Annotated in this window: 24 protein-coding genes and 1 rRNA gene; 7 read left to right on the top strand and 18 right to left on the bottom strand. The window is 72.3% G+C overall.

Going from position 1 to position 26789, the window contains the following annotated elements; genetic code table 11:
* The first annotated feature begins 125 nt into the window (after positions 1–125).
* Positions 126–242: ribosomal RNA gene (gene rrf, locus ACWDR0_RS11640) — 5S ribosomal RNA — on the top strand.
* Positions 243–323: 81 nt separating this feature from the next.
* On the opposite strand, the gene ACWDR0_RS11635 is transcribed toward rrf, so the two are convergent.
* The 10 genes from ACWDR0_RS11635 to ACWDR0_RS11590 form a co-directional block, all read right to left on the bottom strand.
* Positions 324–998 (bottom strand): response regulator, encoded by a 675-nt coding sequence (locus tag ACWDR0_RS11635; protein WP_456351462.1) that lies wholly within the window; start codon positions 996–998, stop codon positions 324–326.
* Complete coding sequence (locus ACWDR0_RS11630; protein ID WP_456351461.1) at positions 995–2413, bottom strand: sensor histidine kinase; 1419 nt, start codon at positions 2411–2413, stop codon at positions 995–997. The genes ACWDR0_RS11635 and ACWDR0_RS11630 overlap by 4 nt, the downstream gene beginning before the upstream one ends.
* Before the next feature lie 25 nt (positions 2414–2438).
* Positions 2439–3233, bottom strand: coding sequence for an ABC transporter permease subunit (locus tag ACWDR0_RS11625; RefSeq protein ID WP_456351460.1), 795 nt, complete (start codon positions 3231–3233; stop codon positions 2439–2441).
* On the bottom strand, positions 3230–4240 hold the full coding sequence (locus ACWDR0_RS11620) for an ABC transporter ATP-binding protein (RefSeq protein ID WP_456351459.1): 1011 nt from the start codon (positions 4238–4240) through the stop codon (positions 3230–3232). The genes ACWDR0_RS11625 and ACWDR0_RS11620 overlap by 4 nt, the downstream gene beginning before the upstream one ends.
* Positions 4241–4363: 123 nt before the next feature.
* A complete protein-coding gene (locus tag ACWDR0_RS11615) occupies positions 4364–6034 on the bottom strand; it encodes a type VI secretion protein (protein WP_456351468.1) in 1671 nt (556 codons plus the stop codon).
* Positions 6035–6155: 121 nt separating this feature from the next.
* Complete coding sequence (locus ACWDR0_RS11610) at positions 6156–7577, bottom strand: ATP-binding protein (RefSeq protein WP_456351458.1); 1422 nt, start codon at positions 7575–7577, stop codon at positions 6156–6158.
* An 8-nt stretch (positions 7578–7585) separates the two neighbouring features.
* Positions 7586–9139, bottom strand: coding sequence for an SCO6880 family protein (locus ACWDR0_RS11605; RefSeq protein ID WP_456351457.1), 1554 nt, complete (start codon positions 9137–9139; stop codon positions 7586–7588).
* A complete protein-coding gene (locus ACWDR0_RS11600; protein WP_456351456.1) occupies positions 9136–10482 on the bottom strand; it encodes a hypothetical protein in 1347 nt (448 codons plus the stop codon). Before ACWDR0_RS11600 ends, ACWDR0_RS11605 begins: the two co-directional genes overlap by 4 nt.
* Positions 10472–11338, bottom strand: a complete 867-nt coding sequence (locus tag ACWDR0_RS11595) for a hypothetical protein (RefSeq protein WP_456351455.1) — start codon at positions 11336–11338, stop codon at positions 10472–10474. The genes ACWDR0_RS11600 and ACWDR0_RS11595 overlap by 11 nt, the downstream gene beginning before the upstream one ends.
* 256 nt (positions 11339–11594) lie before the next feature.
* Positions 11595–11903, bottom strand: coding sequence for a hypothetical protein (locus ACWDR0_RS11590; RefSeq protein ID WP_456351454.1), 309 nt, complete (start codon positions 11901–11903; stop codon positions 11595–11597).
* 528 nt (positions 11904–12431) lie between these two features.
* Here ACWDR0_RS11590 and ACWDR0_RS11585 point away from each other — a divergent pair.
* Both ACWDR0_RS11585 and ACWDR0_RS11580 read left to right on the top strand, forming a co-directional pair.
* Positions 12432–13442 carry a C40 family peptidase gene (locus ACWDR0_RS11585; RefSeq protein ID WP_456351467.1) on the top strand — a complete coding sequence of 337 codons (1011 nt, stop codon included), beginning with the start codon at positions 12432–12434 and terminating at the stop codon, positions 13440–13442.
* Positions 13443–14015: 573 nt separating this feature from the next.
* On the top strand, positions 14016–14822 hold the full coding sequence (locus ACWDR0_RS11580) for a phosphatase PAP2 family protein (protein ID WP_456351453.1): 807 nt from the start codon (positions 14016–14018) through the stop codon (positions 14820–14822).
* Between the two features lie 401 nt (positions 14823–15223).
* Here ACWDR0_RS11580 and ACWDR0_RS11575 read toward each other — a convergent pair whose 3' ends face one another.
* The 3 genes from ACWDR0_RS11575 to ACWDR0_RS11565 form a co-directional block, all read right to left on the bottom strand.
* Positions 15224–15475: a hypothetical protein gene (locus ACWDR0_RS11575; protein WP_456351452.1), complete on the bottom strand. Its 252-nt coding sequence runs from the start codon at positions 15473–15475 to the stop codon at positions 15224–15226.
* 248 nt (positions 15476–15723) lie between these two features.
* Positions 15724–17328 (bottom strand): FAD-binding oxidoreductase, encoded by a 1605-nt coding sequence (locus ACWDR0_RS11570; RefSeq protein ID WP_456351451.1) that lies wholly within the window; start codon positions 17326–17328, stop codon positions 15724–15726.
* A gap of 181 nt (positions 17329–17509) precedes the next feature.
* Complete coding sequence (locus ACWDR0_RS11565) at positions 17510–17734, bottom strand: hypothetical protein (RefSeq protein ID WP_456351450.1); 225 nt, start codon at positions 17732–17734, stop codon at positions 17510–17512.
* A gap of 416 nt (positions 17735–18150) precedes the next feature.
* Here ACWDR0_RS11565 and ACWDR0_RS11560 point away from each other — a divergent pair, with 416 nt between their 5' ends.
* A complete protein-coding gene (locus ACWDR0_RS11560) occupies positions 18151–18993 on the top strand; it encodes a hypothetical protein (protein WP_456351449.1) in 843 nt (280 codons plus the stop codon).
* A gap of 80 nt (positions 18994–19073) precedes the next feature.
* Entirely contained in the window at positions 19074–19250 is a 177-nt protein-coding gene (locus ACWDR0_RS11555) for a hypothetical protein (RefSeq protein ID WP_358823217.1), read from the top strand.
* 231 nt (positions 19251–19481) lie between these two features.
* On the opposite strand, the gene ACWDR0_RS11550 is transcribed toward ACWDR0_RS11555, so the two are convergent.
* Positions 19482–19844: a metal-sensitive transcriptional regulator gene (locus ACWDR0_RS11550; RefSeq protein WP_456351448.1), complete on the bottom strand. Its 363-nt coding sequence runs from the start codon at positions 19842–19844 to the stop codon at positions 19482–19484.
* 329 nt (positions 19845–20173) lie between these two features.
* On the opposite strand from ACWDR0_RS11550, the gene ACWDR0_RS11545 reads away from it, so the two are divergent.
* The gene (locus ACWDR0_RS11545) at positions 20174–20794 is read left to right on the top strand and encodes a DUF47 domain-containing protein (RefSeq protein WP_456351447.1); all 621 of its coding nucleotides are present in this window, start codon (positions 20174–20176) and stop codon (positions 20792–20794) included.
* 6 nt (positions 20795–20800) lie between these two features.
* Positions 20801–21802: an anion permease gene (locus ACWDR0_RS11540; protein ID WP_456351446.1), complete on the top strand. Its 1002-nt coding sequence runs from the start codon at positions 20801–20803 to the stop codon at positions 21800–21802.
* 370 nt (positions 21803–22172) lie between these two features.
* Here ACWDR0_RS11540 and pstB read toward each other — a convergent pair whose 3' ends face one another.
* The 4 genes from pstB to pstS all read right to left on the bottom strand — a co-directional run bounded on the left by pstB (position 22173) and on the right by pstS (position 26436).
* Positions 22173–22949 (bottom strand): phosphate ABC transporter ATP-binding protein PstB, encoded by a 777-nt coding sequence (gene pstB / locus ACWDR0_RS11535; RefSeq protein WP_456351445.1) that lies wholly within the window; start codon positions 22947–22949, stop codon positions 22173–22175.
* A gap of 29 nt (positions 22950–22978) precedes the next feature.
* Positions 22979–24058 carry a phosphate ABC transporter permease PstA gene (gene pstA, locus ACWDR0_RS11530; protein WP_456351444.1) on the bottom strand — a complete coding sequence of 360 codons (1080 nt, stop codon included), beginning with the start codon at positions 24056–24058 and terminating at the stop codon, positions 22979–22981.
* Entirely contained in the window at positions 24055–25074 is a 1020-nt protein-coding gene (pstC, locus tag ACWDR0_RS11525) for a phosphate ABC transporter permease subunit PstC (RefSeq protein ID WP_456351443.1), read from the bottom strand. The genes pstA and pstC overlap by 4 nt, the downstream gene beginning before the upstream one ends.
* A 231-nt stretch (positions 25075–25305) precedes the next feature.
* On the bottom strand, positions 25306–26436 hold the full coding sequence (pstS, locus tag ACWDR0_RS11520; protein WP_456351442.1) for a phosphate ABC transporter substrate-binding protein PstS: 1131 nt from the start codon (positions 26434–26436) through the stop codon (positions 25306–25308).
* Between the last annotated feature and the right edge of the window lie 353 nt (positions 26437–26789).

Below are 26789 nucleotides of genomic sequence, written 5' to 3'. Positions count from 1 at the left end.
GAAGCCAGGTAACTGGTGGAGGTGACCGGTACTAATAGGCCGAGGGCTTGTCCATATTTGCTCGCGTCCACTGTGTTAGTTCTGAGGCAACGACCTGTCCGGCAGGTTTGATTGTTTCATAGTGTTTCGGTGGTCATTGCGTTAGGGAAACGCCCGGTTACATTCCGAACCCGGAAGCTAAGCCTTTCAGCGCCGATGGTACTGCAGGGGGGACCCTGTGGGAGAGTAGGACGCCGCCGAACAACTTTTCCGGGAAGGCCCCGCACCTTGGTGCGGGGCCTTTCTGCATTTCCGGGGAGAAGCGGGGAGAAACCCGCCCCCGGTCACTGGGGGCGGACCAGCCCGGTGTCGTAGGCCAGGATGACGGCCTGGACCCGGTGGCGGGCGCCCGTCTTCGCCAGAATGCGGGAGACATGGGTCTTCACCGTCGACTCGGCCAGTTGGAACCGGGTGGCGATCTCCGTATTCGTCCAGCCGCGGCCGACGACCGTGAGGATTTCCCGCTCCCGTTCCGTGAGGGCGGAGAGCCGGGGATCGGAGGCTTCCGCACCGCCCGTGCGGGCGGCACCGGACGGCAGCCGGTGGGCGTAGGCGTCCAGCAGCCGGCGGGTGAGACTCGGCGCGACCACGGCGTCCCCGGAGGCCACCGCGCGGATCCCGGCGAGCAGCTCCTCCGGATAGGCGTCCTTGATGAGGAATCCCGAGGCGCCCGAGCGCAGGGCGTCGTACGCGTACTCGTCCAGGTCGAACGTCGTCATGATCAGGATGCGGGTGCGGTCGCCGGTGGCCACGATCCTGCGGGTCGCCTCGATACCGTCCAGGCCCGGCATCCGGATGTCCATCAGCACCACATCGGGGTGGAGACCGGCTGCCATCCGGACGGCCTCGGTGCCGTTCGCGGCCTCGCCGACGACGGTCATATCGTCCTGGCTCTCCAGCAGCATGCGGAAGCCGAACCGCTGCATGGGCTGGTCGTCGGTGATGAGCACGGTGGTCATTCGGAGGCCTTCGCGGGGAGGGGGACGGGAAGCCGGAGGCGGACACGCCAGCCGCCGGCCGGGAGCGGGGCGGCTTCGAGCGCGCCGTCGTAGAGCGCCGCGCGTTCCCGCATTCCGGTGAGGCCCCGGCCCTCGCCCCGCGGGCCCGGCGCGGTGGCCGGGCCGGTATCGGTGACGGTGACCGTGAGGAATCCGGGGGCGTGCGCCAGGTCCACCGCGGCCGTGGTGCCCGGGGGTGTGTGCTTGAGGGTGTTGGTCAGGGCCTCCTGCACGATCCGGTAGACCGTGAGCTGCTGTCCGGGGGAGAGCGGGACGGCGCCGCCGCGTACGGTCGTACGGACCGGGAGCCCGGCCGCGCGGACCCCGTCGATCAGCCCGTCGAGATCGCCGAGCGCGGGCTGCGGCGCCCGTTCGCCGCCGGGCCCGCCGGGAGAGTCCGTACCCGCTTCGTCCTCGCGCAGCACCCCCAGCAGCCGGCGCAGATCGGTCAGTGCGGTGCGGCTGGTGGCGGCGATCGCGTCGAGGGCCTGGACGGCCCGTTCGGGGGAGCCGGCCGCCGCATAGCGGCCGCCGTCCGCGAGGCCGGTGATCACCGAGAGGTTGTGGCCGATGATGTCGTGCATCTCCCGGGCGATCCGGGTGCGTTCGGCCGCGGTCGCGAGCCGCGCCTGCTGGTCCCGCTCGATTTCCAGCCGCCGGGCGCGTTCCACCAGGGAGGCGGTGTACTCCTTGCGGGAGCGGACGGCGATACCGAGCAGGGCGACCATGCAGAGGGCGTACAGCGGCGGCACGATCGTCTGATCCCAGCTCTCCACCGGGTACCGTACGGCGCCGATCGCCAGCGGTACCGAGAGCAGTCCCAGCACCGGGACCAGCGTCCGCAGCGGCAGCCGCAGGGCGATGCCGTAGAAGACGATCATCTGGAGGAGCGAGGACTGGAGCCGGGCGCCCGTCCAGGCGTTGACGAGGAGGAACGGGAGGATCAGCAGCAGTGCCCCGAGCGGGCGGCTGCGGCGGATCAGCAGGGGTGCTGCGAAACCGACGGACATCGCCACGACCAGCCAGAGCGGGACGGCGTCGTTGTTGCCCGGGATCCGGCGCCAGCCGCCGCTGCTGATGTCGACGAGGGCGGCCGTCAGCCAGAAGCCGGTGACCGTGGTGTCCCAGACCCAGGGGCGGCGGACGTCGAAGGACCGGATCCGGTCGGTGAGGCGGATCAGGAGGTGGGTGACCGGATGCCGGCTGCCCGTCTGCTCCCCGCCCGTACGCTCCGGATCCGCACGCTCCGGGCCTGTCTGCTCCGGATCCGCGGGGGCGGGGCCCGCGGGGGCCGGGCGGCGTGCGCCGCTCCGGCCCCGTAGCCGGGCTCGTATCCGGTCCGGTAGGTGCTCTGCCGTCCCCTGTTCCCCCGTCACCCCGCCATCCTCGTACGGCGACGGGTCATACGTCACGCCGCTTCAGCAGCGCCGCCGCCCCGGCCAGGAAGACCGCGGCCCACAGGACGAGGGCGAGCAGGGCGGCCCCGGGCGAGGCCGCTCCGGCCACCGGCTGGGCGCTGTTGAGGGCGGCGAACGCCTCGGCCGGGAAGTAGTCGACGAGTTCGCCGGTGGCGTCGTACGGCAGCATCGCCAGTACGCCGGGCAGGATCAGCACCAGTCCGATGAAACCGCCGATGGCGCCCGGGACGGAGCGCAGGAGGGCTCCGATGCCCAGGGCGGTCACGGCCATCAGGGTCAGTCCGGCGGCGCTGCCGAGGAGGGCGCGCAGAATGCCCGGATCGCCGAGGGACGCGGCCTGGTCGGTACCGCTGTAGAACGCCTGGGCGGCGAAGAAGGTGGTGAAGGTGGCGGCCAGGGTGGTGGCGAGGGTCACCGCCCCGAAGACGGCGGTCTTCGCCCACAGCACCGGCGTACGGCGGGGCACCGCGGTCAGCGTGGAGCGGACCTGGCCCGTCGAATGCTCCCCGGCGGTGACCAGGATGCCGAGGACGGCAAGGGCGATCAGGGCGAACTGGAAGCCGACCAGGGTCAGGAAGACGATGTCCATATCGGCGTCGTCGCCGCCGCTCTCGTAGGTGGCGCCGATGGCCACCCCGAGGCCGACGGTGACGACGACGGCGGTCAGCAGGGTGATCCAGGTGGAGCGGACCGTCCACAGCTTGTGCCACTCGGCGCGCAGGACACCGGGGTAGCTGAGACGGTACGGGCCGGTTGCGGTGGTGCCGGTGGTGCTCATGCGGTGATCCCTTCCGGGGCGGCGGCGGGTACGGCGTCCGGGGTGCCCGCCCGGGATTCGACGGCGGTCCGGTACTCGACGGCGGTTCGGGTGAGGTCCATGAACGCCTGCTCCAGGGAGGCTGCCTGCGGGGTGAGTTCGTACAGCGGGAGGGAGTGCGCGGCGGCCGTACGGCCGATCCGCTCCGCGTCCGTGCCCCGGACGGTCAGCGTCCCCGGGGTGTCCGAGGAGATCCGGATCCCCGGGCCCGCGAGCAGCTCCGCCAGCCGGCCCGCCGCCGGGGAGACCACCTTCACCGTGTCCGTCCCGGCCGAGCGGACGAAGTCGGCGACCGTGGTGTCGGCCAGCAGCCGGCCCCGGCCGATGATCACGAGATGGTCGGCGGTCAGCGCCGTCTCGCTCATCAGATGGGAGGAGACGAGGACGGTACGGCCCTCGGCCGCCAGGGACTTCAGCAGATTCCGGATCCACAGGACGCCTTCGGGGTCGAGGCCGTTGACCGGTTCGTCGAGGACGACGGTCGCCGGATCGCCGAGCAGGGCGGCGGCGATGCCCAGGCGCTGGCCCATACCGAGGCTGAAGCCTTTGACGCGCCGGTCGGCGACCTCGGTGAGACCGGTGAGGCCGAGGACTTCGGTGACCCGGCCGCCGGGGATGCCATGGGTGTGGGCGAGGGCGGTCAGATGGTTGCGGGCGCTGCGGCCGGGGTGGACGGAGCGGGCTTCGAGGAGGGCGCCGACCTCGGTGAGAGGGGCCGGGTGGGCGGCGTAGGCCCGGCCGCCGACGGTGGCCCGGCCCGCGGTGGGCGCGTCCAGGCCGAGGATCATGCGCATCGTGGTGGACTTGCCCGCGCCGTTGGGGCCGAGGAAGCCGGTGACACTGCCGGGGCGGACGGTGAAGCTGAGGTCGTCGACGACGGTCTTGGTGCGTGGGCGGGTGCGGTTCTTCGGATGGGGATGGGAACGGCCGCCGCCGTACCGCTTGGTGAGTCCCTGGGCTTCGATCATGTGCACGATCGTGCTCCGCGGGCGGCCGTGGATCGTCCGACCGTGGACGGCATCCGGGACGGTGGCGTACAACCCCGGTACTACGGCGGCCCCGAGGGCCCGCCCGCCGGGGCTGCGGGGCGGTCAGCGGGGGAGCGGGTCCTGCCAGCGGGATCTGGCCTGCTCGGGGGAGCGGAGCAGCACATGGGCGGGCAGCCCGGCGGCCGGGCCCGAGGCGAGCAGGGCGGGCAGTCCGGGGAGCGGGGCGACGGCCGCCGCGTCGTCGAGAACAAGGGTGAGTGGTGGGTCGAGCCGGCCGGCGGATGACCGTGCGGCCATGCGGCGGCCGTGCTCGACCACGTCTGAAGCCAGTGCCGTCAGCAGTGGCATCGCTCCGGGGTGGGCCCTCGGATCCTCCTGAGGTTCGCCCACCAGATAGAGGGTTCCCCCCTCGTTGATAAATGATTCCAAGGCGAGGGCATCAGTTCGGTTGGGAGTGCATGCCTCGCGGATATGGATGGACGAGAGCGACGACAGGGCGCGGGCGACCAGTTGCTGGGCGATCTCGCGGCGCTCCGGGTGCGCGGTGAGCGCGGCCTCCAGCAGTCCGGCCAGCCCCGCGGCCGCCTTGGTGTGGGTGCGCAGGATTTTGACGGACTCCTGGGTGTTGATGCCCTGGGCCCAGCGGTGCACCTGCTTGAACGGGCGGCCGTCGACGGCCGCGGCGTGCAGCCAGCAGTGGAGGAGGGTCTCCGCGGTATCGGCCATGGCCGCGTCGATCCGGGCGTGCGGCCGGACGGGCGCGAGCAGGGCGGCGGCCCGGTCCCGGGCGGTGGGGGCGTCCTCGCAGCGTGCGGTGGGGGACCAGTGGAGCCGGGCGGGGGTGTCGCAGAGGTGGCCGGGGTCGTAGACGAGGACGGGGCCCAGCTTGGCCCGGGCGTCCTTGGTCTCGGCCCAGAGCGCCGGGTCGGAGGTGACCACCAGCAGGGGGCCCTCGGCGTCCCGGGCGGCCTTGAGCGCGGTGGGGCGGCGGGCCTCGGGGCCGCCGAAGAAGACGGCGGGCGCGGGGCGGGGGGACGGAACGGCGGCTTCCCGGGCGGTGGCGGGGGGCTCCCCGGACACCGCGGGTGCCGGTACCGCCGGTACCGCGGGTTCGCGGGGCGGTGCGGCCGCGGATCCGAGTTCCGGTCCGAGTTCCCGTCCGTGTCCCGGTCCCTGTGCCGGTTCATGCGCCGGTCCGGGTGCCGTTGCTCCGGTTTCCCGGCGGGGTTCGGGGAGGGGGTCCGGTGGGTCGAAGCGGCTCGCGGGCGGTACCGGGCCGGGGGCGGCGGACCGCGGCGCGGGGGGCGGGGCGGTGTCCTCGTACGCGTACGGACTCCGCGGTCCTTGCCGCCGCCCGTCGCGCTGTCCGTCCCGCTTCTCGTCCCACCGCGCGTGCCGCTGCCCGTCGTCCCACGGCCCGTGCTGTCGCCCGCCCCGCTCGTCGTCCCACTGCGCGTGCCGCCGGTCCGCCGCTTCCGCGGCGCGGGCCCGGCGGACCGCCTTCCAGCGGGCCAGGGTGCCGACGGTGAACACGGCCAGTACGGCCAGGATCATGACCTGGCCGATGACCAGGCCCCAGAACAGTCCGTATCCGGACAGCTCGCCCGGCGGGGTCGAGGGCCAGGCCGCGGGCAGTTCGTCCGGCGCGCCGATCAGCGACCGCAGCGCCCGGGGGGCCCGGGTGAAGGAGACCCCCGAGGGCCAGGAGCCGTGCGCCAGCAGTCCCGCGAGCCCGGTCGACGTCCAGACCAGGAAGAGCGCGGCGGCCGCCATCGCGAGGATCCCGGCCAGCAGTCCGTCGGGCACCCCGCCGCCGGCGCGGCGGCCGGGCGGGCCGTGGTGGCCGTGTTGGCCGTGGTGTCCGCCGGGGCCGTGCCGGGGGTCGTGCCGCACCTCAGGCCACCGTCGACTCGGAGGACGCGTTCTCGTCGTACTGCCTGCGCCGCCGTTCCATCAGCTCCGCCCGCTGCTCCGCCTCCCACTCCGCGGCTTCGATCTCCTCGGGCAGTGGCCGGGACGACTCCGTCATGGCCCGGTCGGTGAAGACCAGCGGCCGTTCGGCCTCGGTGACCAGGTGTTTGACGACCTGGACATTGCCGTTGACGTCCCAGACGGCGATACCGGGGGTGAGGGTCGGGATGATCTCGACCGCCCAGCGGGGCAGTCCGAGGACCGTCCCGGTGGCCCGTGCCTCGTCCGCTTTCTGGGCGTAGATGGTCCGGGTGGAGGCCATCTTCAGGATCGCCGCGGCCTCCTTGGCGGCCGCGCCGTCCACCACGTCGGAGAGATGGTGGACGACGGCCACGAAGGAGAGGCCGAGCCGGCGGCCGAACTTCAGCAGCCGCTGGAACAACTGGGCCACGAAGGGGCTGTTGATGATGTGCCAGGCCTCCTCGACCAGGAAGATGCGCTTCTTCCGGTCGGGCCTGATCCAGGTGTGCTCCAGCCAGACCCCGACGATCGCCATCAGGATCGGCATGGCGATCGAGTTGCGGTCGATATGGGAGAGGTCGAAGACGATGAGCGGGGCGTCGAGGTCGATGCCGACCGTCGTCGGGCCGTCGAACATGCCGCGCAGATCGCCGTCGACGAGCCGGTCGAGGACCAGGGCGACATCGAGGCCCCAGGCCCGTACGTCGTCTATGTCGACGTTCATGGACTCGGCGGACTCGGCCTCCGGGTGGCGCAACTGCTCCACGATGTCGGTGAGGACGGGCTGCCGGTCGGTGATGGTCTCGTTGACATAGGCGTGGGCCACCTTCAGCGCGAAGCCGGAGCGCTCGTCGAGGCCGTGGCCCATGGCCACCTCGATGATGGTCCGCAGCAGGGCCAGCTGGCCGGTGGTGGTGATCGCCGGGTCCAGCGGATTGAGCCGGATCCCGCCGTCGAGCGCGGTCATCGGGTCGAGCCGGATGGGGGTGATGCCCACCTGCTCGGCGACCAGGTTCCACTCGCCGACACCGTCCTCGCCCTGGGCGTCGAGGACGACGACCTGGCGGTCCCGGAACCGGAGCTGCCGCAGGACGTACGTCTTCTCCAGGGCCGACTTGCCGTTGCCGGACTCGCCGAGGACCAGCCAGTGCGGGGCGGGCAGCTGCTGCCCGTACAGCTGGAAGGGGTCGTAGATATAGCCCTTGCCGCTGTAGACCTCCCGGCCGATGATCACGCCGGAGTCGCCGAGGCCGGGTGCGGCGGTCGGGAGATAGACGGCCTGTGCCTGGCCCGTCGAGGTGCGCACGGGCAGCCGGGTGGTCTCGACCTTGCCGAAGACGAACGAGGTGAACGCCTCGGTGACGCTGGACAGCGGATCTCGCACAGTGGCCCCTAACGGCGGATGCCGGTCGCGAACGGCAGCGTGTTCACAAAGGCCCGGTGGTGCTCGCGGTCGCACCACTCCAGCTTCAGATACGACTTGCCGGCCGACGCCCGGATCGTCCGCTTGTCCCGGGCCAGGGCCTCGGGGGAGCGGGACGACACGGTGATGTACCCGACGAGGTTGACCCCCGCGGCACCGGAGGCGAGGTCTTCGCCCCGCTGGTCGAGCCGGCCGTGCGCGGCGATGTCCCGCGGGTCGACGGTGCGGTTCATCTTGGCGGCGCGGCTGGCGTCGGCCTCGTCGTTGGTCTTCTCGGTGAGCATCCGCTCGATGGCGACCTCGGTGGGTTCGAGGTCCATCGTGACCGCGACGGTACGGATCACGTCCGGGGTGTGGACGAGAAGCGGGGCGAGGAAGTTGACGCCGACGGGGGTCATCGGCCACTCCTTCACCCAGGCGGTGGCATGGCACCAGGGGGCGCGGGTCGCGGACTCGCGGGTCTTGGCCTGGAGGTAGGTGGGCTCCATGGCGTCCAGCTCCGCGGGCCAGGCGTTCCGCTTGGTCATGGCCTGGATGTGGTCGATGGGGTGGTCCGGGTCGTACATCGAGTGCACGAGGGACGCGAGCCGGCCCTGGCCCAGCGGCTGGCGGACCCGGATATCGGCCTCGGCGAGCCGGGCGCAGATATCCGTCAGCTCACGGGCCATCACGACCGCGAGCCCGGCGTCCTTGTCGAGCTTGCGGCCCTTGTTGGTGTGGCGGGAGGCCCGGGCCATGGCATGCGCCTCGGCGGCCAGTTCGCGGGTGTAGTGCATACAGGCGACGAGATAGGCGCGGTGCTGCTCGCTGGAGGTGGAGACCATCGACTGGAGCTGGTCGTACGAGTCGCGCAGCCACTCCGGGGAGCGTTCGTCGCCGCGCTGGGCGACGTCCTTGGCATGGGCGTCGGGGTCCGCGGGCAGGGTGCGGGCCAGCATCTGGATCCGGGTGACGAAGCCGTCCCCGTTGGCGACGTGCTTGAGGAGGGTGCCGAAGCGGTCGACCAGGGCCTCCTGGTCCTCGCTGTCGCGCAGCCCGACGCCGGGGCCTTCGATCTCGATGGCGGCGGTGACCGTACGGCGGTCGGCGTGCAGCAGTACGGCGATCTCGTCGGGGCCGAAGGGGGCGGAGAGCCAGCTGATCCGGCCGATACCGGGGGGCGGGCCGATCTCGACCTCGCGGCCGTCGAGCCGGGTGCCGGCCTCGGCGGCCGCCGAACGGTAGACCGTGTTCGAGCGCAGGGTCCGCTTGAAGCTGCGGTTGATCTCGAACCAGCGGTAGAAGGTGCGGTGTTTGTACGGGAGGTAGACGGCGGCGAGCGCGATCAGCGGAAAGCCCATCAGCAGGGCGATCCGCGGGACGAGATAGGGGACCAGCAGTCCGCTCATCATGCCGAGGAACGCACCGGCGATGATCAGGGCGATCTCGCCGGTCTCGCGGTTCTTGCCGATGATCGCGTTCGGCCGGGCCCGGCCGATGAGATACGTGCGGCGGGGCGCGATGGGATGGGACTGGGTGGTCAACGCCCTCCACCTCCTGTGCCGGTGTTGTTGCTGGTGCGGTTGGTGTGCGGGGTGTTGGTGCTGGGTGCGCTGCTACGGGGCGCGGGCGCGGCGGCCCCGCCCGTACCGCCGCCGGTGGGGCGGCTGCCGTGGGCGGCGACTCCGCCGCCGACGGGGTTCGCGGGCCGGGCCGCGGCACCGCCGGAGCTCTCGCCGCCGGGGGTGCTGCGGGCGCTGTGGGTCTTGATGCCCTGGGAGACCAGGGCGGCGGGGGAGCTGATGACGGCGGCGGCGCGGTTCTCGACGCCGCCCTGGAGCCGGTTGTTGCGGGCGGCCACGATCTCGTCGCCGAAGCCGGGGACGAAGCGGTAGATCATCGCGGAGGCGACGATCGCCAGGATCACGATGGCCAGTCCGGAGACGACGGCGGAGAAGGCGTCGGGGCCGTCGTCGCCCGCGAGGGCGCCGGCCAGCCCGAGGACGATCAGGATGACCGGTTTGACCAGGATGATCGCGATCATCAGCCCGGCCCAGCGGCGGACGTGGCCCCACATGTTCTTGTCGACGAGACCGGAGTAGACGACGACGCCGAGGAGGGCGCCGACGTACAGCAGGACGGCCCGGATGAACAGCTCCAGATAGAGCACCCCGGCGGCCAGGATCGTGACCATCGAGACCACGATCAGCATGATCGGGCCGCCGCCGATGTCGTTGCCCTGCTTCAGCGCCTGGGAGAAGGAGCCGAAGAACTGCTCGGTCTCGTCCTTGGTGCCGCCCGCGATGACCTCGGAGATGGCGTCGGTGGCCGAGACCAGTGTGTAGAGGAGCAGCGGGGTGAAGGCGGAGGCGAGGACGGTGAGCCAGAGGAAGCCGACGGCCTCGGAGATCGCGGTCATCAGGGGAACGCCGCGGATGGCGCGCTTGGCGACCGCCAGCAGCCAGATGATCAGGGTGAGGACGGTGGCGGCGGCGAAGACGACGGCGTACTGGGAGAGGAAGGTGGTGTTGGTGAAGTCGACGGTGGCGGTGGACTTCACGGCCTTGGCGAGGGTGTCCACGGTCCACGCGGCGGCTTCGGCACAGCCGCGCCCGAGGATCATGAGGGGGGAGTCGACGACATCACCGGGGGTGGAGGTGGTGCCGGCGCCTTCGCCGCCTTCGCAGCGGGCCTTGGAGGGGCCGCTGAGCATGGCGCAGTCCGGATTCCCGGAGGTGCTGGGCCGCGGGGTCGGTTCGGCCGCGGCCGGGGTGGCCAGCAGAACGGCCGCGGTCTGCAGGGCCGTCAGGGCGGCGGTGACCGTGAGGGCGGCGGGGAGTGCTCCCGGGAGCCTGCCCGGGAGTGCGCCGCGGCGATTAGCGGGCATAGGTGAACCCTCCGAACTGCTGGACGGCATCCGCCATCTCCTGGGAGCCGGAAGCGGTCTGGTCGCGGCCGACCGGTACCGGACCGTCCTTCTGGGTGTGGCTCACGATCTTCCAGTCGCCGCCGGCCCAGCGGAGCTGGAGGGTGCTGGTGTACCAGCTCTCGGTGACGGGGTTACGGGAGTTCTCGCCGGCCAGTCCGAACAGGGCCGAATACCAGACGGAGACCGTGGCCGCGTTCTGGCCGGCGCTCTCCACCTTGGTGCCCACGGGGCTGTGCCGGGTCACGAAGGTCATGCCCTCCGGCGGGGTGCCGTCGGGGCCGAGCCCGATGCCGGAGAGGAGTTCCTTGCGGGAGTACGCCTTGTCGAGGTCGGCCCGGCGGGCCTCGGCGACGTCGGACGCGTACACGGTCCGTACGATCCGGGCCCGCCGGTCCTTGTCGTACATACCGTCGGAGCCGAGGGCGACGGTGAAGTTGGCGGCCGCGCTCTGCGCCCCCTGCGCGTCCCGCGCGTACCCGGTGGGGATGCCGTCGGTCCGGCCCTGCACCGGGGCGGTGCCCGTGGGGGCGGTCGGGGAGATGCCCTTGGCGCCGCCGGAGCCGCCGCCGGTCCCGGAGTCGCCGTCGTCGCCGCCCTGGTTGGCGAAGGCGATCGCGGCGATCAGCAGGACCACGACCCCGACGACCGTGATCAGGGAGCGGGAGGGGCGGACCGGCCGGCGGGCGCCGCCGCCGTCCAGGCCGTCGTCGTAGGCGCCGGGCAGCCGGGTACGGGTGCGGCCCGAGCCGCCGTAGGGGTCGTCGGGTGCGTCGCCGGAGCGGTAGCCGTGGCCGTGGTCGTCGGCGGGGTTCATCGTGCGGCCTTCTCCCCGGGCCCCCGGCGGATCCCGGGGCCCGGACGGTGACGGTCCATCAGGGACATCGCATGCACCGGGGTTGTCGGGGGCTTCGGGACCGGGTACGCCGAACCCGCCGGGCGCGACCGGAACGGTCGGTGCGGCCGGCGCGACGGGGACGGCGGGGGCGTCAGGGGCATCGGGGGGTCGCAACCTCTGAGGGTGGTCCGGGCTCTCGGTCGGCCGGCGGAACGGGTCGGTGGAGCGGGTCGGGTCAGACGGCCATCCCGTACACGATGGTGAACAGGGTCCCCAGTGACCCGATGATGAAGACTCCGGTCAGCCCGGCCACGATCAGACCCTTGCCCTGCTCGGCGCTGAAGGTGTCCCGGAGTGCCGTTGCTCCGATGCGCTGTTTGGCCGCGCCCCAGATCGCGATGCCGAGGCAGATGAGAATGGCGACGGCCATCACCACTTCGATCATCACCCGGGCCTCGCTGCCCAGACTCCCGAACGGGCCCCAGTTCGGCGCGATGCCGCCGATGATGGTGTTGATGTCGCCTTCTTTGGCTGCCAGGATCATGTGTAACTCACCGCCCCTGTCGGGTTTTTCGCCGCCCGTGCCCCTCGGCATGGGCCATCGCTCTATCTTCGCTGATGAAACCGCCCGCGTATGCCGACTTGGCGGGTCTCTTTACCCGATCTCCGCACGTATGACCGATCGCTGCCGCCCTGACCTGCGGTGGAGCGGATCGGGATCATCGAGTGGAGCCCGTACCGTCACTCTGTGTATCACGCTGCGTGACTCCGGGCAATGACTGTCGTTGTTCCACCTTTGGGGCGCTCCTCACGTTTCGGGCGGGCCGGGGCACGTGTGCCGCCATGCTGGCGGCGCGGCCGCGGCCGGAACAGGGCGCACGGGGAGCGCAGGGAGGGAGGGGCCGCCCGGTCCGGGGTGCGGGACACCGCCGGGGTACGGGGACGGGCCCCGGCGGGCGCAGAGGCGCGGGCCGCCGTGCCCGGGCGCGCGTCCGCGTCCACCTCCTGAACGGGCCGTCACCCGCCTACACTGGCGCTCGGCGGACTCGGTTCGGGCGGAGGGCGGTTGACGGTGCGTAAGGCGTGGCTCGTCGCCGGTATCTCCGTCGGGGGATGCCTGGCCTTCCTCGCCCTGCTCGTCGTCGGTACGTACTCGCTCGCCGCCGGAGCCACCGGCTCCGGCTCCGGCCGGGCCGTGGGCCTCGCCAAGGGCGCGGTGCCGGCCCGCTATCAGGGCCTCGTCCAGAAGTGGGGCAACCTCTGCCCGGCCATCAACCCGGCGCTGCTGGCCGCCCAGCTCTACCAGGAGTCCGGCTGGAACCCGCGGGCCCAGAGCCATGCGGCCGCGCAGGGCATCGCCCAGTTCATCCCGGGCACCTGGGCCGCGCACGGAGTGGACGGCGACGGCGACGGCGACCGGGACGTCTGGGACCCCGCCGACGCGATCCCCTCCGCCGCGACCTACGACTGCAAGGTCGCGGGATACGTGAAGAAGGTCCCCGGGGACCAGACGAACAACATGCTCGCCGCGTACAACGCCGGTGCGTACGCGGTCATCCGGTACGGCGGGGTGCCGCCGTACAAGGAGACGCAGAACTACGTGCGGATCATCCGTACGCTGGAGAAGAGCTTCGCCCGCCCGGTCGGCAGGGTCGACCCGTCCCGGCAGGCGGCGGGCGCCATCAACTTCGCCCAGCAGCAGCTCGGCACCAAGTATCTGTGGGGCGGCAACGGCACCCCCGAGCACGGCGGGCGGTTCGACTGCTCGGGCCTGAGCCAGGCCGCGTTCCGGACCGTCGGGATCGACCTGCCGCGGGTGGCGAACGACCAGTACAACGCGGGACCGCATCCCTCCCGGGACGAGCTGCTCCCCGGCGACCTGGTCTTCTTCTCGGACGACCTCACCAACTCGCGGGCCATCCGGCACGTGGGCATCTACGTCGGAGGCGGATACATGATCAACGCGCCGAGGCCCGGCGCCGTGATCCGGTTCGACAAGATCGACACCCCGGACTACTTCGGGGCGACCAGAGTGACGGAGGATGGCGCGAAATCGCTGCCGAAGCATCCGCCGTCCGCCTGACGCACCACCCCGACCGCCCTCCGCGCGCTCCCGGACCTCCGGACGCGCCCCGGGGAGCCTGGCCGAAACACCCCGGCCACGGCGGCCGGGGAAGCCCGCCCGGGAGCCCGGGCGACCGCACTGAGCTGCGATGACGTGTTTCTCTTCGATAACGTCATGGTGATCGTTCGGTAGCGGGCGGAACGCCCGCGCCCGGCGGGCCGTTCCCTGAACGGAGCCGCCGGGGCGACCGGGCGGACGCCGGCCGGCCGCGGTGGGCGATCCGTACGGAGCCCGTACAGCGACCGTACGGAGCCAGTGCGGCGGCCGTACGGAACTGCACGGAGACTGTACGGAGGCCGGGCGGCGGCCGTACGGCACCGGCGGACACCGGAGCCGGAACCGGCACCGCCCGGGCGGGCGTCGGAACCGGACGGGCGGTGATCATCACTCGCCGCCCCGCCGGAGGGCGGCGTGCGCCACGCGCACCGCCCGGCGGACCGCCGGACAACGGGGCACGGGGGCAGACGGCAGGGCGCCGTGCGCGGGCGCGCCGCCGTCGACGACAGGGCAATCGAGGCCGAAGAAGGGCCGATGGAAGGCAAGGGGCCGCAGCAGATGGCTGGACTCGCCACAGGGGTATCCCCGGCGGCGTCGGAGACGGGTTCGGTGGGGACGGTGTCCCTGGCGGAGTCGGGAGGGGCCGCGGGGGCCGATGTCGGCCTGCTCCACGACATCAACGGTCTGGCGAAGGCCGCGCCGCCGTGGTTCGACCGCATCATGGGCTTCGTCGGCGAGTACGGGATCATGCTCGGGCTCGTCGCCGTCGGCCTCTGGGCATGGTGGTCCGTCCGCAAGCGCGGGACGACGGAGGACTCGGTCGCCGGGTTCGCCGCGCTCGTCTGGGCGCCGCTGGCGGCCGCCGTCGCCCTGGTGATCAACATTCCGATCCGCGGGTTCGTGGAGCGGCCGCGGCCGTTCGTGCACGACAAGTCGCTGGAGGTCCTGGTCCAGGGCAAGACGGACTACTCGTTCGTCAGCGACCACTCGACGATGGCGATGGCGATCGCCGTCGGTATCTTCCTCGCCCACCGCAAGCTCGGCTGGGCCGCGCTGGGCCTGGCCTTCGCCGAGGGCTTCCTCCGTATCTACATGGGTGTCCACTACCCCACCGACGTGGTGGGCGGCTTCGCCCTCGGTACGGCGGTGACGCTGCTGCTCGCCCCCCTCGCCCAACTACTGCTGACCCCGGTGACCAGGGCGATCGCCGGATCCGCGAAGGGCCGCTGGATGGTGCGGTCCAAGCTGGCGCCGGAGGACCCGTCGAACGGCCGCGCCGAGCCGCTGGGCATCCCCGAGCCGCGGGCGGAGGGCCCGCGCGACAAGGGCCTGGCGGCCTGACGGCCTGCGGCCCGCACATGGGGGGCGGCGGCCTGTAGCCCCGCCGCCCTGTGGGGGCCCGCTCCTGTTTCCGGTGCCGGGCGGGTCCGCCGGTGGCTTCCGGTGCCGGGCGGGCCCTCTGGTGCCTTCCCGTGTCCCGGCCGCCCGCGCCGACGGCACCTGCCGTGTCCGGTGCGGCGGACGGGATACGTGTCACGGTGCGTGCCGCGGGAGCCGGAGGGCCTCCGGCTCGTTCGCCCGGGCCGTGCCGGTTGCCTTCCCGCAGGCGCTTCGAGGGGCCGCGGCCCCTCGTCGAGCGGGAGCCCGGCCGCCGGGGTGCGCGATTCGTACGAGGCGATGCCCGCGACCGGTTCGAGCGGACCGCAGCCGCGCGGGGGCGCGAGCCCGGCCGGGCCCTCCGGTCAGCGGCGGCGGCGCTGCCGGCGTTCGTGCCGCCGGACTATGTAGATCGTTCCCGCCGCCGCGACGATCCCCGTCGCGCCGACGGAGAGCGCGCTCTCGACCGGGCCCTCCGGTTTGCCCGCCAGGGCCGGTCCGGACGGTACGGAGCCGGCCGGCAGGGCGCTCGCCGCGGCCGGGGGCAGAAGGACGGCGAGTGCCGTGAGGGCGGTGACCGAGGCTATTCGGCCCGCGGTGGCCGGGAAACCGGGCATGGGGTTCCTCTCCGTGTCCCGGAGGTTTCTGCCTCCGGGTGGTTCCGAACGTTCCGGGGTGCGTCGGCCGCGAGTGCGCCGGCGAGCGGTGCGGGAGTACGGCGCCGGGGGCATCGGCCCCGTACACCCGTCCTCCCCCAGCTCACCCGCCCCGGCCCGGTTCGGCCATCCGGCGGCCCCCGTTGGGGGGACCGGACCGGACCGGCCCCGCGCCCGGCGGCTCCCGGGCCGCGAGCCCCGGCGCCCCCTCAGAGCGCCTGAGGGAAGGCGAAGAGCCGGTCCGGGTCGTACTGCGACTTCAGGCGGCTCAGGCGGGGGGCCGCCGGGCCGTAGTAGGCGCGGCGCCAGTCCCGCAGCTCCGGGTCGGCGTAGTTCTGGTAGGCGGCCCCCGACGCCCACGGCCGCATCGCCGCGTGCGTCCCGCGCAGCCAGGCGCGTTCGGACCGGCCCGCGGTCCCCGGTGCCCAGGCCGCCGTGTACTGGGCCAGCATCCGGGAGCGGCGGTGGACGAACGCCGTCGCCAGCGGGGCGACCCGGTTGACCGCGCCCCCGAGCGCGGTGAGCAGGATCGCCCCCTCCGCGCGGCCCGCGGGCCGCCGGGTGAAGCCCTCGGCCGCGTCGAGCAGGGCCCGTACCCCCGCCGCGGGCAGCTCCCGGTCGAAGAAACCGGACGCCGACGCGTAGGTCTCCCGCGGCAGCACCCCCGCCCGGCTGCGCCCCGGCAGGGCGCCCGGCAGCGCGCACTGCTCCTCGCCCAGGCCGCCGCAGCCCGCGTAGCCGAGCATGGCGTCCAGATGGGCGCGCGGGCGCAGCGAGACGGAGGCCGCGGAGGAGCCCGCGAGGTCGGCGAGCCGGTCGACGGCGTTGCGCAGGTCGCCTTCCGTGCCCAGTGAGAGCGCCGCGACCGAGAGGGACGGCTCGCCGCCGGGGCCGCCGACCAGCCGGCAGCCGGACCAGATCTCGTCCGGCAGGGCGGGCGCCCACCGCTGCCAGGCCGTCAGCACGGCCGCGGCCCGCGACCACGGCCAGGTCAGATAGCCGACGATCACCTCGGGCGCGGGATGCGTACGGAACCGGAGCGCCGTGACGACGCCGAAGTTGCCGCCGCCCGCGCCCCGCAGTGCCCAGAACAGCCCGGGCTCCCGTGCGGCGCTCACCTCCCGCACCCGGCCGTCGGCGGTGACGATTGTTGCGCCGAGGAGGTTGTCGCAGGTCAGTCCGTATGCCCGGGAGGTGACGCCATGGCCGCCGCCGAGGGTGAGCCCGGTGACGCCGACGGAGGCGCAGGAACCGGCCGGGACGGTCCGGCCCACCCGGTCGAGTCCGCGGTAGAGACCGATGATCCGGGCGCCCGCGCCGACCTCGGCGGCGTCCCGGCCGTCCGGGACGACGGAGTCCAGCGGCGAGACGTCGATGATCAGACGGCCGTCGCCGGAGGACCAGCCGCCGTAGGAGTGGCCGCCGTTGCGGACGGCGACGGGTATCCGGTGGGCGCGGGCGAACCGCAGGCACTCCCGGATGTCCTCCGGCCCCTCCGCATAGGCGACGGCCGCCGGACGCAGCCCGTCGAAGCGGGTGTTGTAGAGCTGCCGGGCGGTGGCGTAGTCGGCGTCGCCGGGGAGGACCAGTTTGCCGTCGAGTCCGCCGCCGAGGGACCGCCAGGCACCGGCGGGAGTGGGCCGGCCGCCGTGTGCCGGGGCCGTGGGGGACCCGGCGGGTGCCGTGGACGGGCCCGGGGACCGCTGTGCCGGTACGGAGGGGCCGGCTCCCGCGCCGCGCCCGGGGGAGCAGGCGGTCGCCGCGGCCGTCGTCAGGGCGGCGGCCAGTGAGCCGAGGAGCGCGCGCCGTTCCAAAGGGGGCCTCCCGGCCGTGGTCGGTGCTGATGCCGGTCCTGATGCCGGTGCCGGTGTGGGTGCTGCTGTCGCTTCCGGCGCCGGTCCTGCTCCGGCCGTGGCCGCCGCCGTGGAGCCGGGTGCGCGGACGTGTACGGGATGCGGACGCGGTACGGGAATACGTACCCGGCGCCCGGTCCTCTCAACTGCCGTCGGCCCCGATTCCGGCCCCGGCTCCCGGACCGGCCGCCGCCGCGTGGGAGGCGGCGTCCGTACGGGCGCGGTCGCGCGACCGCCGCGCCGGTCCCGACCAGCCGCAGCTGCAGCGGGCCAGGGCGAAGGAGCCGCGTTCGGCGGTGACCGTGGTGTGGGGGTGGTGCGCCGGGGCGGGCGCGGGACCGTCGTCCGTGGGGGCATGCGGGGGCACGTTCCCACCGTACTGGGGCGGGTGCCCGCGGGATACGGCCGGGACCCGGCCGGGCCCGGGCCCGGGAGCGCGGTCCGGCGTGGCGGGATGGTGTGGTCCGGCGGTGCTGGTGCCGTGCGGTCCGGCGGTGACGTGGAGGGCCGGGGCGGGCCGGGGCTCGCTCGGGGTGGTGTGGTCCGGCGGTACGCGCCCGGCTCGGGCGGCGCACGCGCTGACGGGCGGGCCCCGGCCGTCCCGGGCCGTGCTCCGGCGCCCGGGGGCTTGCACCCGGCTTGTGGAGGGGGAGTACATGTGCTCCCGGGGCGCCCCCGCCCGCCCGCGCGGGCCGTGTCGGCGGGCCCCGGCGGTCGTTGAACGGGGCGGGTGGAGGTCTCTCGTGACCGGACGGCGGGTCCGGTGTTGGGGGTGGGCAGCGCATGGTGGTGCAGCGGCACGGACACAGGAGCGGGGCGGCCGCCGTCGTCTCCGTCGTCTTCGGGGCGGTCGCGGTCACCGGCTGTTCCGGCGGCGGAGCCGGTCCCCAGGTACGGGCCGTGGCCGACGAACGGCCCGGGGCCGGGCATCCGGTGCTCGCCGCCGCCGCGGACGGGCTGCTCGGCACGGGCAGTGCCCTGGCGCGGACCTCGATGGAGACGGCGACCGGTGGCACCCGGGTCACCATCCAGGGCGAGGGCGGCTACGACTTCCGGCACCGCATGGCACGGCTGACGGTGGTGCTGCCACGGGACCCGGCCGGAGCGGAAGAGCACCGTCCGGTCACCGAGCTGCTCACCCCGGGCGCGCTCTATATGAAGAACCGCGGCGCGGGCGTGCCCGCCGACAAGTGGGTCCGGATCGACACGACCACGCTGGCGGACGGCAATCTGGTCACCGGCGGGGCGACGGACCCGCTGGCCGCCGCCGAACTGCTGCGCGGGGTGCGGAAGGCGGAGCTGGTCGGGCGGGAGCGCTTCGCGGGCACGACGGTCCGCCACTTCCGGGGGACCGCCGATATCGCCTACGCCGCCCGGCGCGCGCGACCGCACGCCCGCGGGGCGCTGGCGGCGGCGGCGAAAGGGTTCACCACGACGACCGTGCCGTTCGACGCCTATGTGGACGAGGCGGGCAGGCTGCGCAAGGTGCGGCACCGTTTCAGCTTCAGCAATGGAACCGCGAGCGTCGCCGTCACCTCTACTACGGTGCTCTTCGGTTTCGGGACGCCGGTGACGGTGCGGCTGCCCGATCCGGGCAGCATTTACTCCGGAAGGATCAGGAGCTAAATGGTCCGGACGTGCCATGCGCGGTCCGTGGAGCACTCCCTACGCTAGGAAGTCGACACCGGAGGAAGAGGTGAACGCACGTGGCTCCGCCCAGTACGACGTTGGTCCAGGACCACGTGGCCCTCGCCGAGATCGAACTGTGTGGCGAGTTGATCATCGCGGCGTCCGCCGCGGACGGGGAGCGGCTGAGCCCGGCCCGTATCGACGAGGTGCTGAAGGTCGCGGCGGAGCGCTCGGCGCTCGCGCGGCAGGACTGACGGCGGACCGGCCGGCCGGGCAGTAATGGGGCTGCGCGGCCGGGGACCCGGTCGGCACGGATCGGTACACGGAACACACCGGCAGTGTCCGGGACGGCTCAGCACCCGCGGAGCCGGCCGGCACGGCGGCGCGCTCGGCGCGCCGCGGGAGTAACGGCGCGAGACACACCGATGGGCAGGAACGCCACACGCTCCTGCCCATCGGTTCGTTCCCGCCCCGGTAGCCCCGGATCAGGTGCGCATCATCCGGGCGATCGCCTTCGTCGCTTCCTCCACCTTGGCGTCGACCTCGGCTCCGCCCTTGACGGCCGCGTCGGCGACGCAGTGCCGCAGGTGCTCCTCCAGCAGCTGGAGCGCGAAGGACTGGAGCGCCTTCGTCGACGCGGAGACCTGCGTGAGTATGTCGATGCAGTAGACGTCCTCGTCGACCATCCGCTGCAGGCCGCGGATCTGGCCCTCGATCCGGCGCAGGCGCTTGAGGTGCTCGTCCTTCTGCTTGTGGTAGCCGTGGATGCCGTGGTCGTGGTCGGTGACCGGGGCCGTGGCGTCGGAGGGCGCGGTGACCGGGGGGCCGGCCGCCTCGGTGGTCGTCATCGGGTCCTCCCGTTGTCGTGGATACGCGGAGTGAAGCCGCGTGTACTGCTGTGTACTGATACGTCGTTCAGATCGGGGTTCGTATACCCCTCATGGGTATATGATACCGGCTGGGGCCCGATCGCGGGCGGAAGTCGCCCGGCCCCACCGGAAAGGACGCCGGGCAAGCCCCGGACGGATGCCGCCGCCATGGTCGCAAAACCTTCCGGCAACGGGCCCATGCTGATCGGGGCACCCATCGGCGACACTGAGGAACACCGGTTGGCCGTGGCCGGATGAATGCGCCTAGCATCAGCCTGTCCGAATCCAAAGCACCCCAGGGACCCCACGTGCGATTTCGTCTGACCCCCAGGGAGACGAGCTTCTACGACATGTTCGCGGCCTCCGCGGACAACATCGTCACGGGCTCCAAGCTCCTGATGGAACTGCTCGGGGCCGACGCTTCTTCGCGGAGCGAGATCGCGGAGCGGATGCGGGCCGCGGAGCACGCGGGTGACGACGCCACCCATGCCATCTTCCACCAGCTCAACTCCTCGTTCATCACACCGTTCGACCGGCAGGACATCTATGCCCTGGCCTCCTCCCTCGACGACATCATGGACTTCATGGAGGAGGCCGTCGACCTCGTCGTCCTCTATCAGGTCGAAGAGCTGCCCAAGGGCGTCGAGCAGCAGATCGAGGTGCTGGCCAGGGCGGCGGAGCTGACCGCCGAGGCGATGCCGCATCTGCGGACCCTGGAGAACCTCACCGAGTACTGGATCGAGGTCAACCGGCTGGAGAACCAGGCCGACCAGATCCACCGGAAGCTGCTGGCCACCCTCTTCAACGGCAAGTACGACGCCATCGAGGTGCTCAAGCTCAAGCAGATCGTCGATGTCCTGGAGGAGGCGGCGGACGCCTTCGAACACGTCGCCAACACCGTGGAGACCATCGCGGTCAAGGAGTCCTGAACCTTCGTGGACACCTTCGCGCTGATCGTGACCATCGGTGTCGCGCTCGGATTCACCTACACCAACGGTTTCCACGACTCCGCGAACGCCATCGCGACCTCCGTCTCCACCCGGGCCCTCACCCCGCGGGTCGCGCTGGTGATGGCCGCCCTGATGAACCTCGCGGGCGCCTTCCTCGGCCAGAGCGTCGCCAAGACGGTCAGCGAGGGCATCATCGAGACCCCGCCGGCCGGCGGCAAGGGCATGGGCATCCTCTTCGCCGCCCTGCTCGGCGCCATCGTCTGGAACCTGGTCACCTGGTACTTCGGCCTGCCCTCGTCCTCCTCGCACGCCCTCTTCGGCGGCATGGTCGGCGCGGCGCTGGCGGGCGGTACCGAGGTCATCTGGTCCGGGGTCCTGGAGAAGATCATCATCCCGATGTTCGTCTCCCCGTTCGTCGGGCTGATCGCGGGCTATCTGGTGATGGTCGCCATCATGTGGATCTTCCGCCGGGCCAACCCCAACAAGGCGCGCCGCGGCTTCCGGATCGCTCAGACCGTCTCCGCGGCGGCGATGGCGCTGGGCCACGGCCTCCAGGACGCCCAGAAGACGATGGGCATCGTGGTGATGGCCCTGGTAATCGCGGATGTGCAGCAGTCCGGCGACGAGATTCCGGTCTGGGTCCGGATCGCCTGTGCCGTGATGCTCTCGCTCGGGACGTACGCGGGCGGCTGGCGCATCATGCGGACCCTCGGGCGCAAGATCATCGAACTGGACCCGCCGCAGGGCTTCGCGGCCGAGACCACCGGCGCCTCGATCATGTTCGGCTCCGCGTTCCTCTTCCACGCGCCGATCTCCACCACCCATGTCATCACCTCGGCGATCATGGGGGTGGGGGCGACGAAGCGGGTCAACGCGGTCCGCTGGGGCGTCGCAAAGAACATCGTCCTCGGCTGGTTCATCACCATGCCCGCGGCCGCGGCGGTCGCCGCGGCGGGCTACGGCGTCATCTGGCTGGCCTTCGGCTGACCGGCCGGGGGCCCGGGACCCGCACCGCCCCGGACCTCCGGACCGTGCCCGGGGCCGGGAGAAGCGGCAGCAGCCGCTGACGGAGCCCCGGACCTGGCCGCGCCCCGGCCCGCTGCGGCGGGGCTCTGTACGGGCCTGCGCGGCGCCCGTCCGGCAGTGGACCGGGACTGCTGTACGGGGCCGGGACGTACCGGGCCCGCCCGGAGCGACGTCCCCCCGCCCCCACGGGAAAACGTGCGGGCCCGCCCCCGGGAAGTGGAGGGGCGGGCCCTTCGTCGTGCGGTGGCACCGCCAGGCAGCACCGCAGGACGGCTCGGTCACGGCGCGGCGCGCGGAAGCGCGCCGCGCCGTACGGCGGTGAGGGGGCGGCTCAGCCGAAGCGGCCGGAGATGTAGTCCTCGGTCGCCTGGACGGACGGATTGGAGAAGATCCGCTCGGTGTCGTCGATCTCCACGAGCTTCCCGGGCTGGCCCACGGCCGCCAGGTTGAAGAAGGCGGTACGGTCCGAGACCCGGGCCGCCTGCTGCATGTTGTGGGTGACGATCACAATGGTGAAACGCTCCTTCAGCTCACCGATCAGATCCTCGATGGCCAGGGTGGAGATCGGGTCGAGCGCCGAGCAGGGCTCGTCCATCAGCAGGACGTCCGGTGCCACGGCGATCGCCCGGGCGATGCACAGCCGCTGCTGCTGACCGCCGGAGAGGCCCGAGCCGGGCTTGTTCAGCCGGTCCTTGACCTCGTTCCAGAGGTTGGCGCCGCGCAGCGACTTCTCGACCACGTCGCTCAGTTCGTTCTTCTTGTACGAGCCGTTGAGCCGCAGGCCCGCCGCCACATTGTCGAAGATCGACATGGTGGGGAAGGGGTTGGGACGCTGGAAGACCATCCCGACCGTACGGCGGACGGCGACGGGGTCGACGGTGGACCCGTACAGGTTCTCGTCGTCCAGCATCACCTTGCCCTCGACCCGGCCGCCCGGGGTGACCTCGTGCATCCGGTTGAGGGTGCGGAGGAAGGTGGACTTGCCGCAGCCGGAGGGGCCGATGAAGGCCGTCACCGAGCGGGGTTCCACGGTCATCGAGATGTCCTCGATCGCCTTGTGGGTCCCGTAGTAGGCGGTCAGTCCGCTGACGTCGATTCGCTTGGCCATGAGTTCAGATCACTTCCCAGTCGCCGCGGTCAGCGGCCGGTCTTCGGGGCCTTCCAGCGGGCGATGCCGCGGGCCACCAGGTTGAGGAGCATGACGAAGGCGATCAGGACCAGGGCGGCGGCCCAGGCGCGGTCGTACGACGCCTCGCTGCCGACCCGGTACTGCTCCCAGATGTAGAAGGGGAGCGAGGACTGGGCGCCTTCGAACGGATTGGTGTTGATGAGCTGGCTGCCGAAGACCAGCAGCATGATCGGCGCGGTCTCGCCGGCGATCCGGGCGACGGCGAGCATCACACCGGTGGTGATACCGCCGAGCGCGGTCGGGACGACGACCTTCAGGATCGTGCGCCACTTCGGCACGCCCAGCGCCAGGGCCGCCTCGCGCAGCTCGTTCGGTACGAGCTTGAGCATCTCCTCCGTGGAGCGGACCACGACCGGGAGCATCAGGATCGCCAGTGCCAGCGCGCCCATCAGCCCGGACGGCTTCAGCTCGAACATCAGCATGATGGAGAGCAGGAAGAGGCCGGCCACGATCGACGGGATGCCGGTCATGACGTCGACGAAGAACGTCACCGCCTTGGCGAGCGCGCCCCGGCCGTACTCGACCAGGTAGATCGCGGTCAGCAGGCCGACCGGTACCGAGATCAGGGCGGCGAGGCCGACCTGCTGGAGGGTGCCGACGATGGCGTGGTAGACACCGCCGCCCGGCTCGAAGCCGGGGACCCCGGCCATCGAGTGGGTCAGGAAGTAGCCGTCGAGGACCTTGACGCCCCGGCTGACGGTCACCCAGATCAGGGAGAACAGCGGGATCACGGCGAGGACGAAGCAGACCCACACGATGCTGGTGGCCAGCTTGTCGCGGGCCTGGCGGCGGTTCTCGACGGCCGAGGTGACGGCGTACGAGATCGCCATGAAGAAGACGGCCGACAGCAGGGCCCACTGGATCCTGCTGTGCAAGCCGGCCGCGGCGCCCAGGCCGCAGCCCAGGGCGATGCCCGCGGCGGCGAACCCGGCGGGTGCCCAGCGGGGCAGGGAACGGCCGGTGAGCCGGCTCGCGGTGACCGCCGGGGCGGGCGCGGGGGTGCTGTCCTTGGTCGCTGTCTGGCTCATGCGTTGGCCCCCGAGTACTCCTTGCGGCGGGCGATGATCATGCGGGCGCCGCCGTTCACCAGCAGGGTGAGGACGAACAGCACCAGACCGGAGGCGATCAGCGCGTCCCGGCCCAGCTCGTTGGCCTCGTCGAACTTGGCCGCGATGTTCTGCGCGAAGGTGCCGCCGCCCGGGTTGAGCAGATGGCCCGAGATCAGGAAGCTCGGCGACAGTACGGTCGCCACGGCCATCGTCTCGCCCAGCGCCCGGCCCAGGCCCAGCATCGACGCCGAGATCACTCCGGAGCGGCCGAACGGCAGCACCGACATCCGGATCACCTCCCAGCGGGTGGCGCCCAGGGCGAGCGCGGCCTCCTCGTGGGCCTTGGGGACCTGGAGGAAGACCTCCCGGCTGACGCTGGTCACGATCGGCAGGATCATGATCGCCAGCAGGATGCCCACGGTGAACAGCGAGCGGGCGACGCCGACCTCGGTCTTCTCGAAGACGTACGTCCAGGCGAAGAACTGGTCCAGCCAGAGGTTGAGGCCCTCCAGATACGGGACCAGGAAGAGCGCGCCCCAGATGCCGTAGATGATCGACGGCACGGCGGCCAGCAGATCGACGATGTACGCGATCGGCCCGGCCAGCTTCCGCGGCGCGTAGTGCGAGATGAAGAGCGCGATGCCGACGGCGACCGGGACGGCGATGGCCATCGCGATGACCGAGCTGACGACCGTGCCGAAGAGCAGCACCGCGATGCCGAAGACCGGCGGGTTGCCCGCCGGGTTCCAGTCGAAGGTGGTGAGGAAGTTCCCCTCGTTCTCCGCCAGCGCGATCGCCGCGCGGTAGGTGAGGAAGACGGCGATCGACGCCATCAGCACCAGCAGGAGGATGCCGGAGCCGCGGGACAGGGCGAGGAACACCTTGTCGCCCGCGCGGCCGGTGGCGGCGCTCCGGCCGGCGAGGGCGCCGGTGACCGCCCCGGCGGCGCCGGGGGGCGGGGAGTCCATCGGTTCTATGGGTGTCGTGGAAACCATGGTCTTTCCGGTCTGTGTGGGGGAGAGGTGGCTCCCCTGGCGGCGGTGCACCGGATGGGCGGACGGATACGGGACGAAACAGGGGTTCCGGGCCGGACCGGGGGCGGGGCCGCGGGGCGCGGGGTCACGGGCCCACCGGGCGGGCCCGGCGGGGCGGCGCCGACCGGGCGGGGCGGACGGGAACCGTCCGCCGGGGTCCGCCCGGTGCGGGCCGCCGTGGCGTCGCCGGCGTCAGTTCAGGCCGGCGACCGTCTCGCGGACCTTGGCGTTGATCTCGGCCGGGATCGGGGCGTAGCCGGCGTCCGAGAGGACCTTCTGGCCCTCCTCGCTCGCCGTGTAGGTCAGGAAGGACTTGACCGTGCTGAGGGTGTCGCTCTTGTTGCCGCTGTCGCAGACGACCTCGTAGGTCACCAGGACGACCGGGTAGGCGCCCTCGGCCTTGGTGGCGTAGTCCAGCTCCAGCGCCAGGTCCTTGCCGGTGCCCTTGACCTTGGCGGCGGCGATGGCCTTGGAGGCGTTCTCCGAGGTGGCCTTCACCGGGGCGGCGGCACCGGTGGCGATGGAGACGGTGGGGATGGACTGGGAGGTGGCGTACGACAGCTCGAAGTAGCCGATCGCGCCGTCGACCTGCTTGACCTGGGCGGCGACACCGGAGGAGCCGGAGGCGGCCTGGCCGCCGGGGGCGGGCCACTTCTTCTCGGCCTCGTAGGGCCAGTCGGCCTTGGCGGTGGCGCCCAGGTACTTGCCGAGGTTCTGGGTGGTGCCGGAGTCCTCGGAGCGGTGGAAGGCCTGGATGTCCTTGTCCGGCAGGGACTTGCCCTCGTTCAGCTTGACGATCGCCGGGTCGTTCCACTTGGTGATCTTGTCGTTGAAGATCTTGGCGATGGTCGCGGCGTCCAGCGTCAGATCGTCGACCCCGGGGAGGTTGTAGCCGATCGCGATCGGGCCGCCGACCATCGGCAGGTTGATGCCCTGGCCGCTCTTGCAGATCTTCTTCGACTCGGCGACCTCTTCGGGCTTCAGCGCGGAGTCGGAGCCCGCGAAGCCGACCGTGCCCTGGTTGAAGGCGACGATGCCCTCGCCCGAGGAGGACGACTTGTAGTTGATCTCCACGCCCGAGCAGGCGGCCATGTAGTTCTTGACCCACAGGTCCATGGCGTTCTTCTGCGCGCTGGAACCCGATGCCAGGAGCTTCCCCTTGGCGCCTTCGCACGAGATGTTCGACGTGGCGCCGGTCTTGCTCGCGTTGCCGCTGCCGCCCGTGTTGTCGTCCGAACCACACGCCGTGAGGACCAGGGCCCCGGTGACTGCGAGGGCGCCGAATGCGGTGGCGCGAAGCCCGTTCTTGCGCTGAAGCTTCACTTTCGGGTGTTCCTTCCAGAAGCCGCCGGGCAGCCGGCGGATGCCGGGACGCCGGACGGCGTGGGTCGGGGGTGGGGGGAGCCGGCCGGGTGCCGGTCACCACGTACTGCCGAAATTAGGCAGAACAGGTGAAGTGACCCGAGGGGGTGGGTGAACGGCAGGTGAACCGTGCCGGGCGGCTGGGTGGCAGCGGCCCGGGGCGGGCGCCCGGCCGGGGGCGGGGCCTTCGGCGCGGCGCGGTCCGGGCGCGGGGCGGTGGTCGGCGGGGCGGCGGGCGCGGCGGGCTCCCTGGGAGGACGGCGTACGGGGTCGGGCGGTGGCGACGGACGGTGACCGCCGGTCGCCTCACCGTG

Source organism: Streptomyces sp. NPDC003691 (assembly GCF_053981115.1).
The sequence above is the reverse complement of the archived record's forward strand: the minus strand, read 5'-3'. Positions and strand labels throughout refer to the sequence as shown.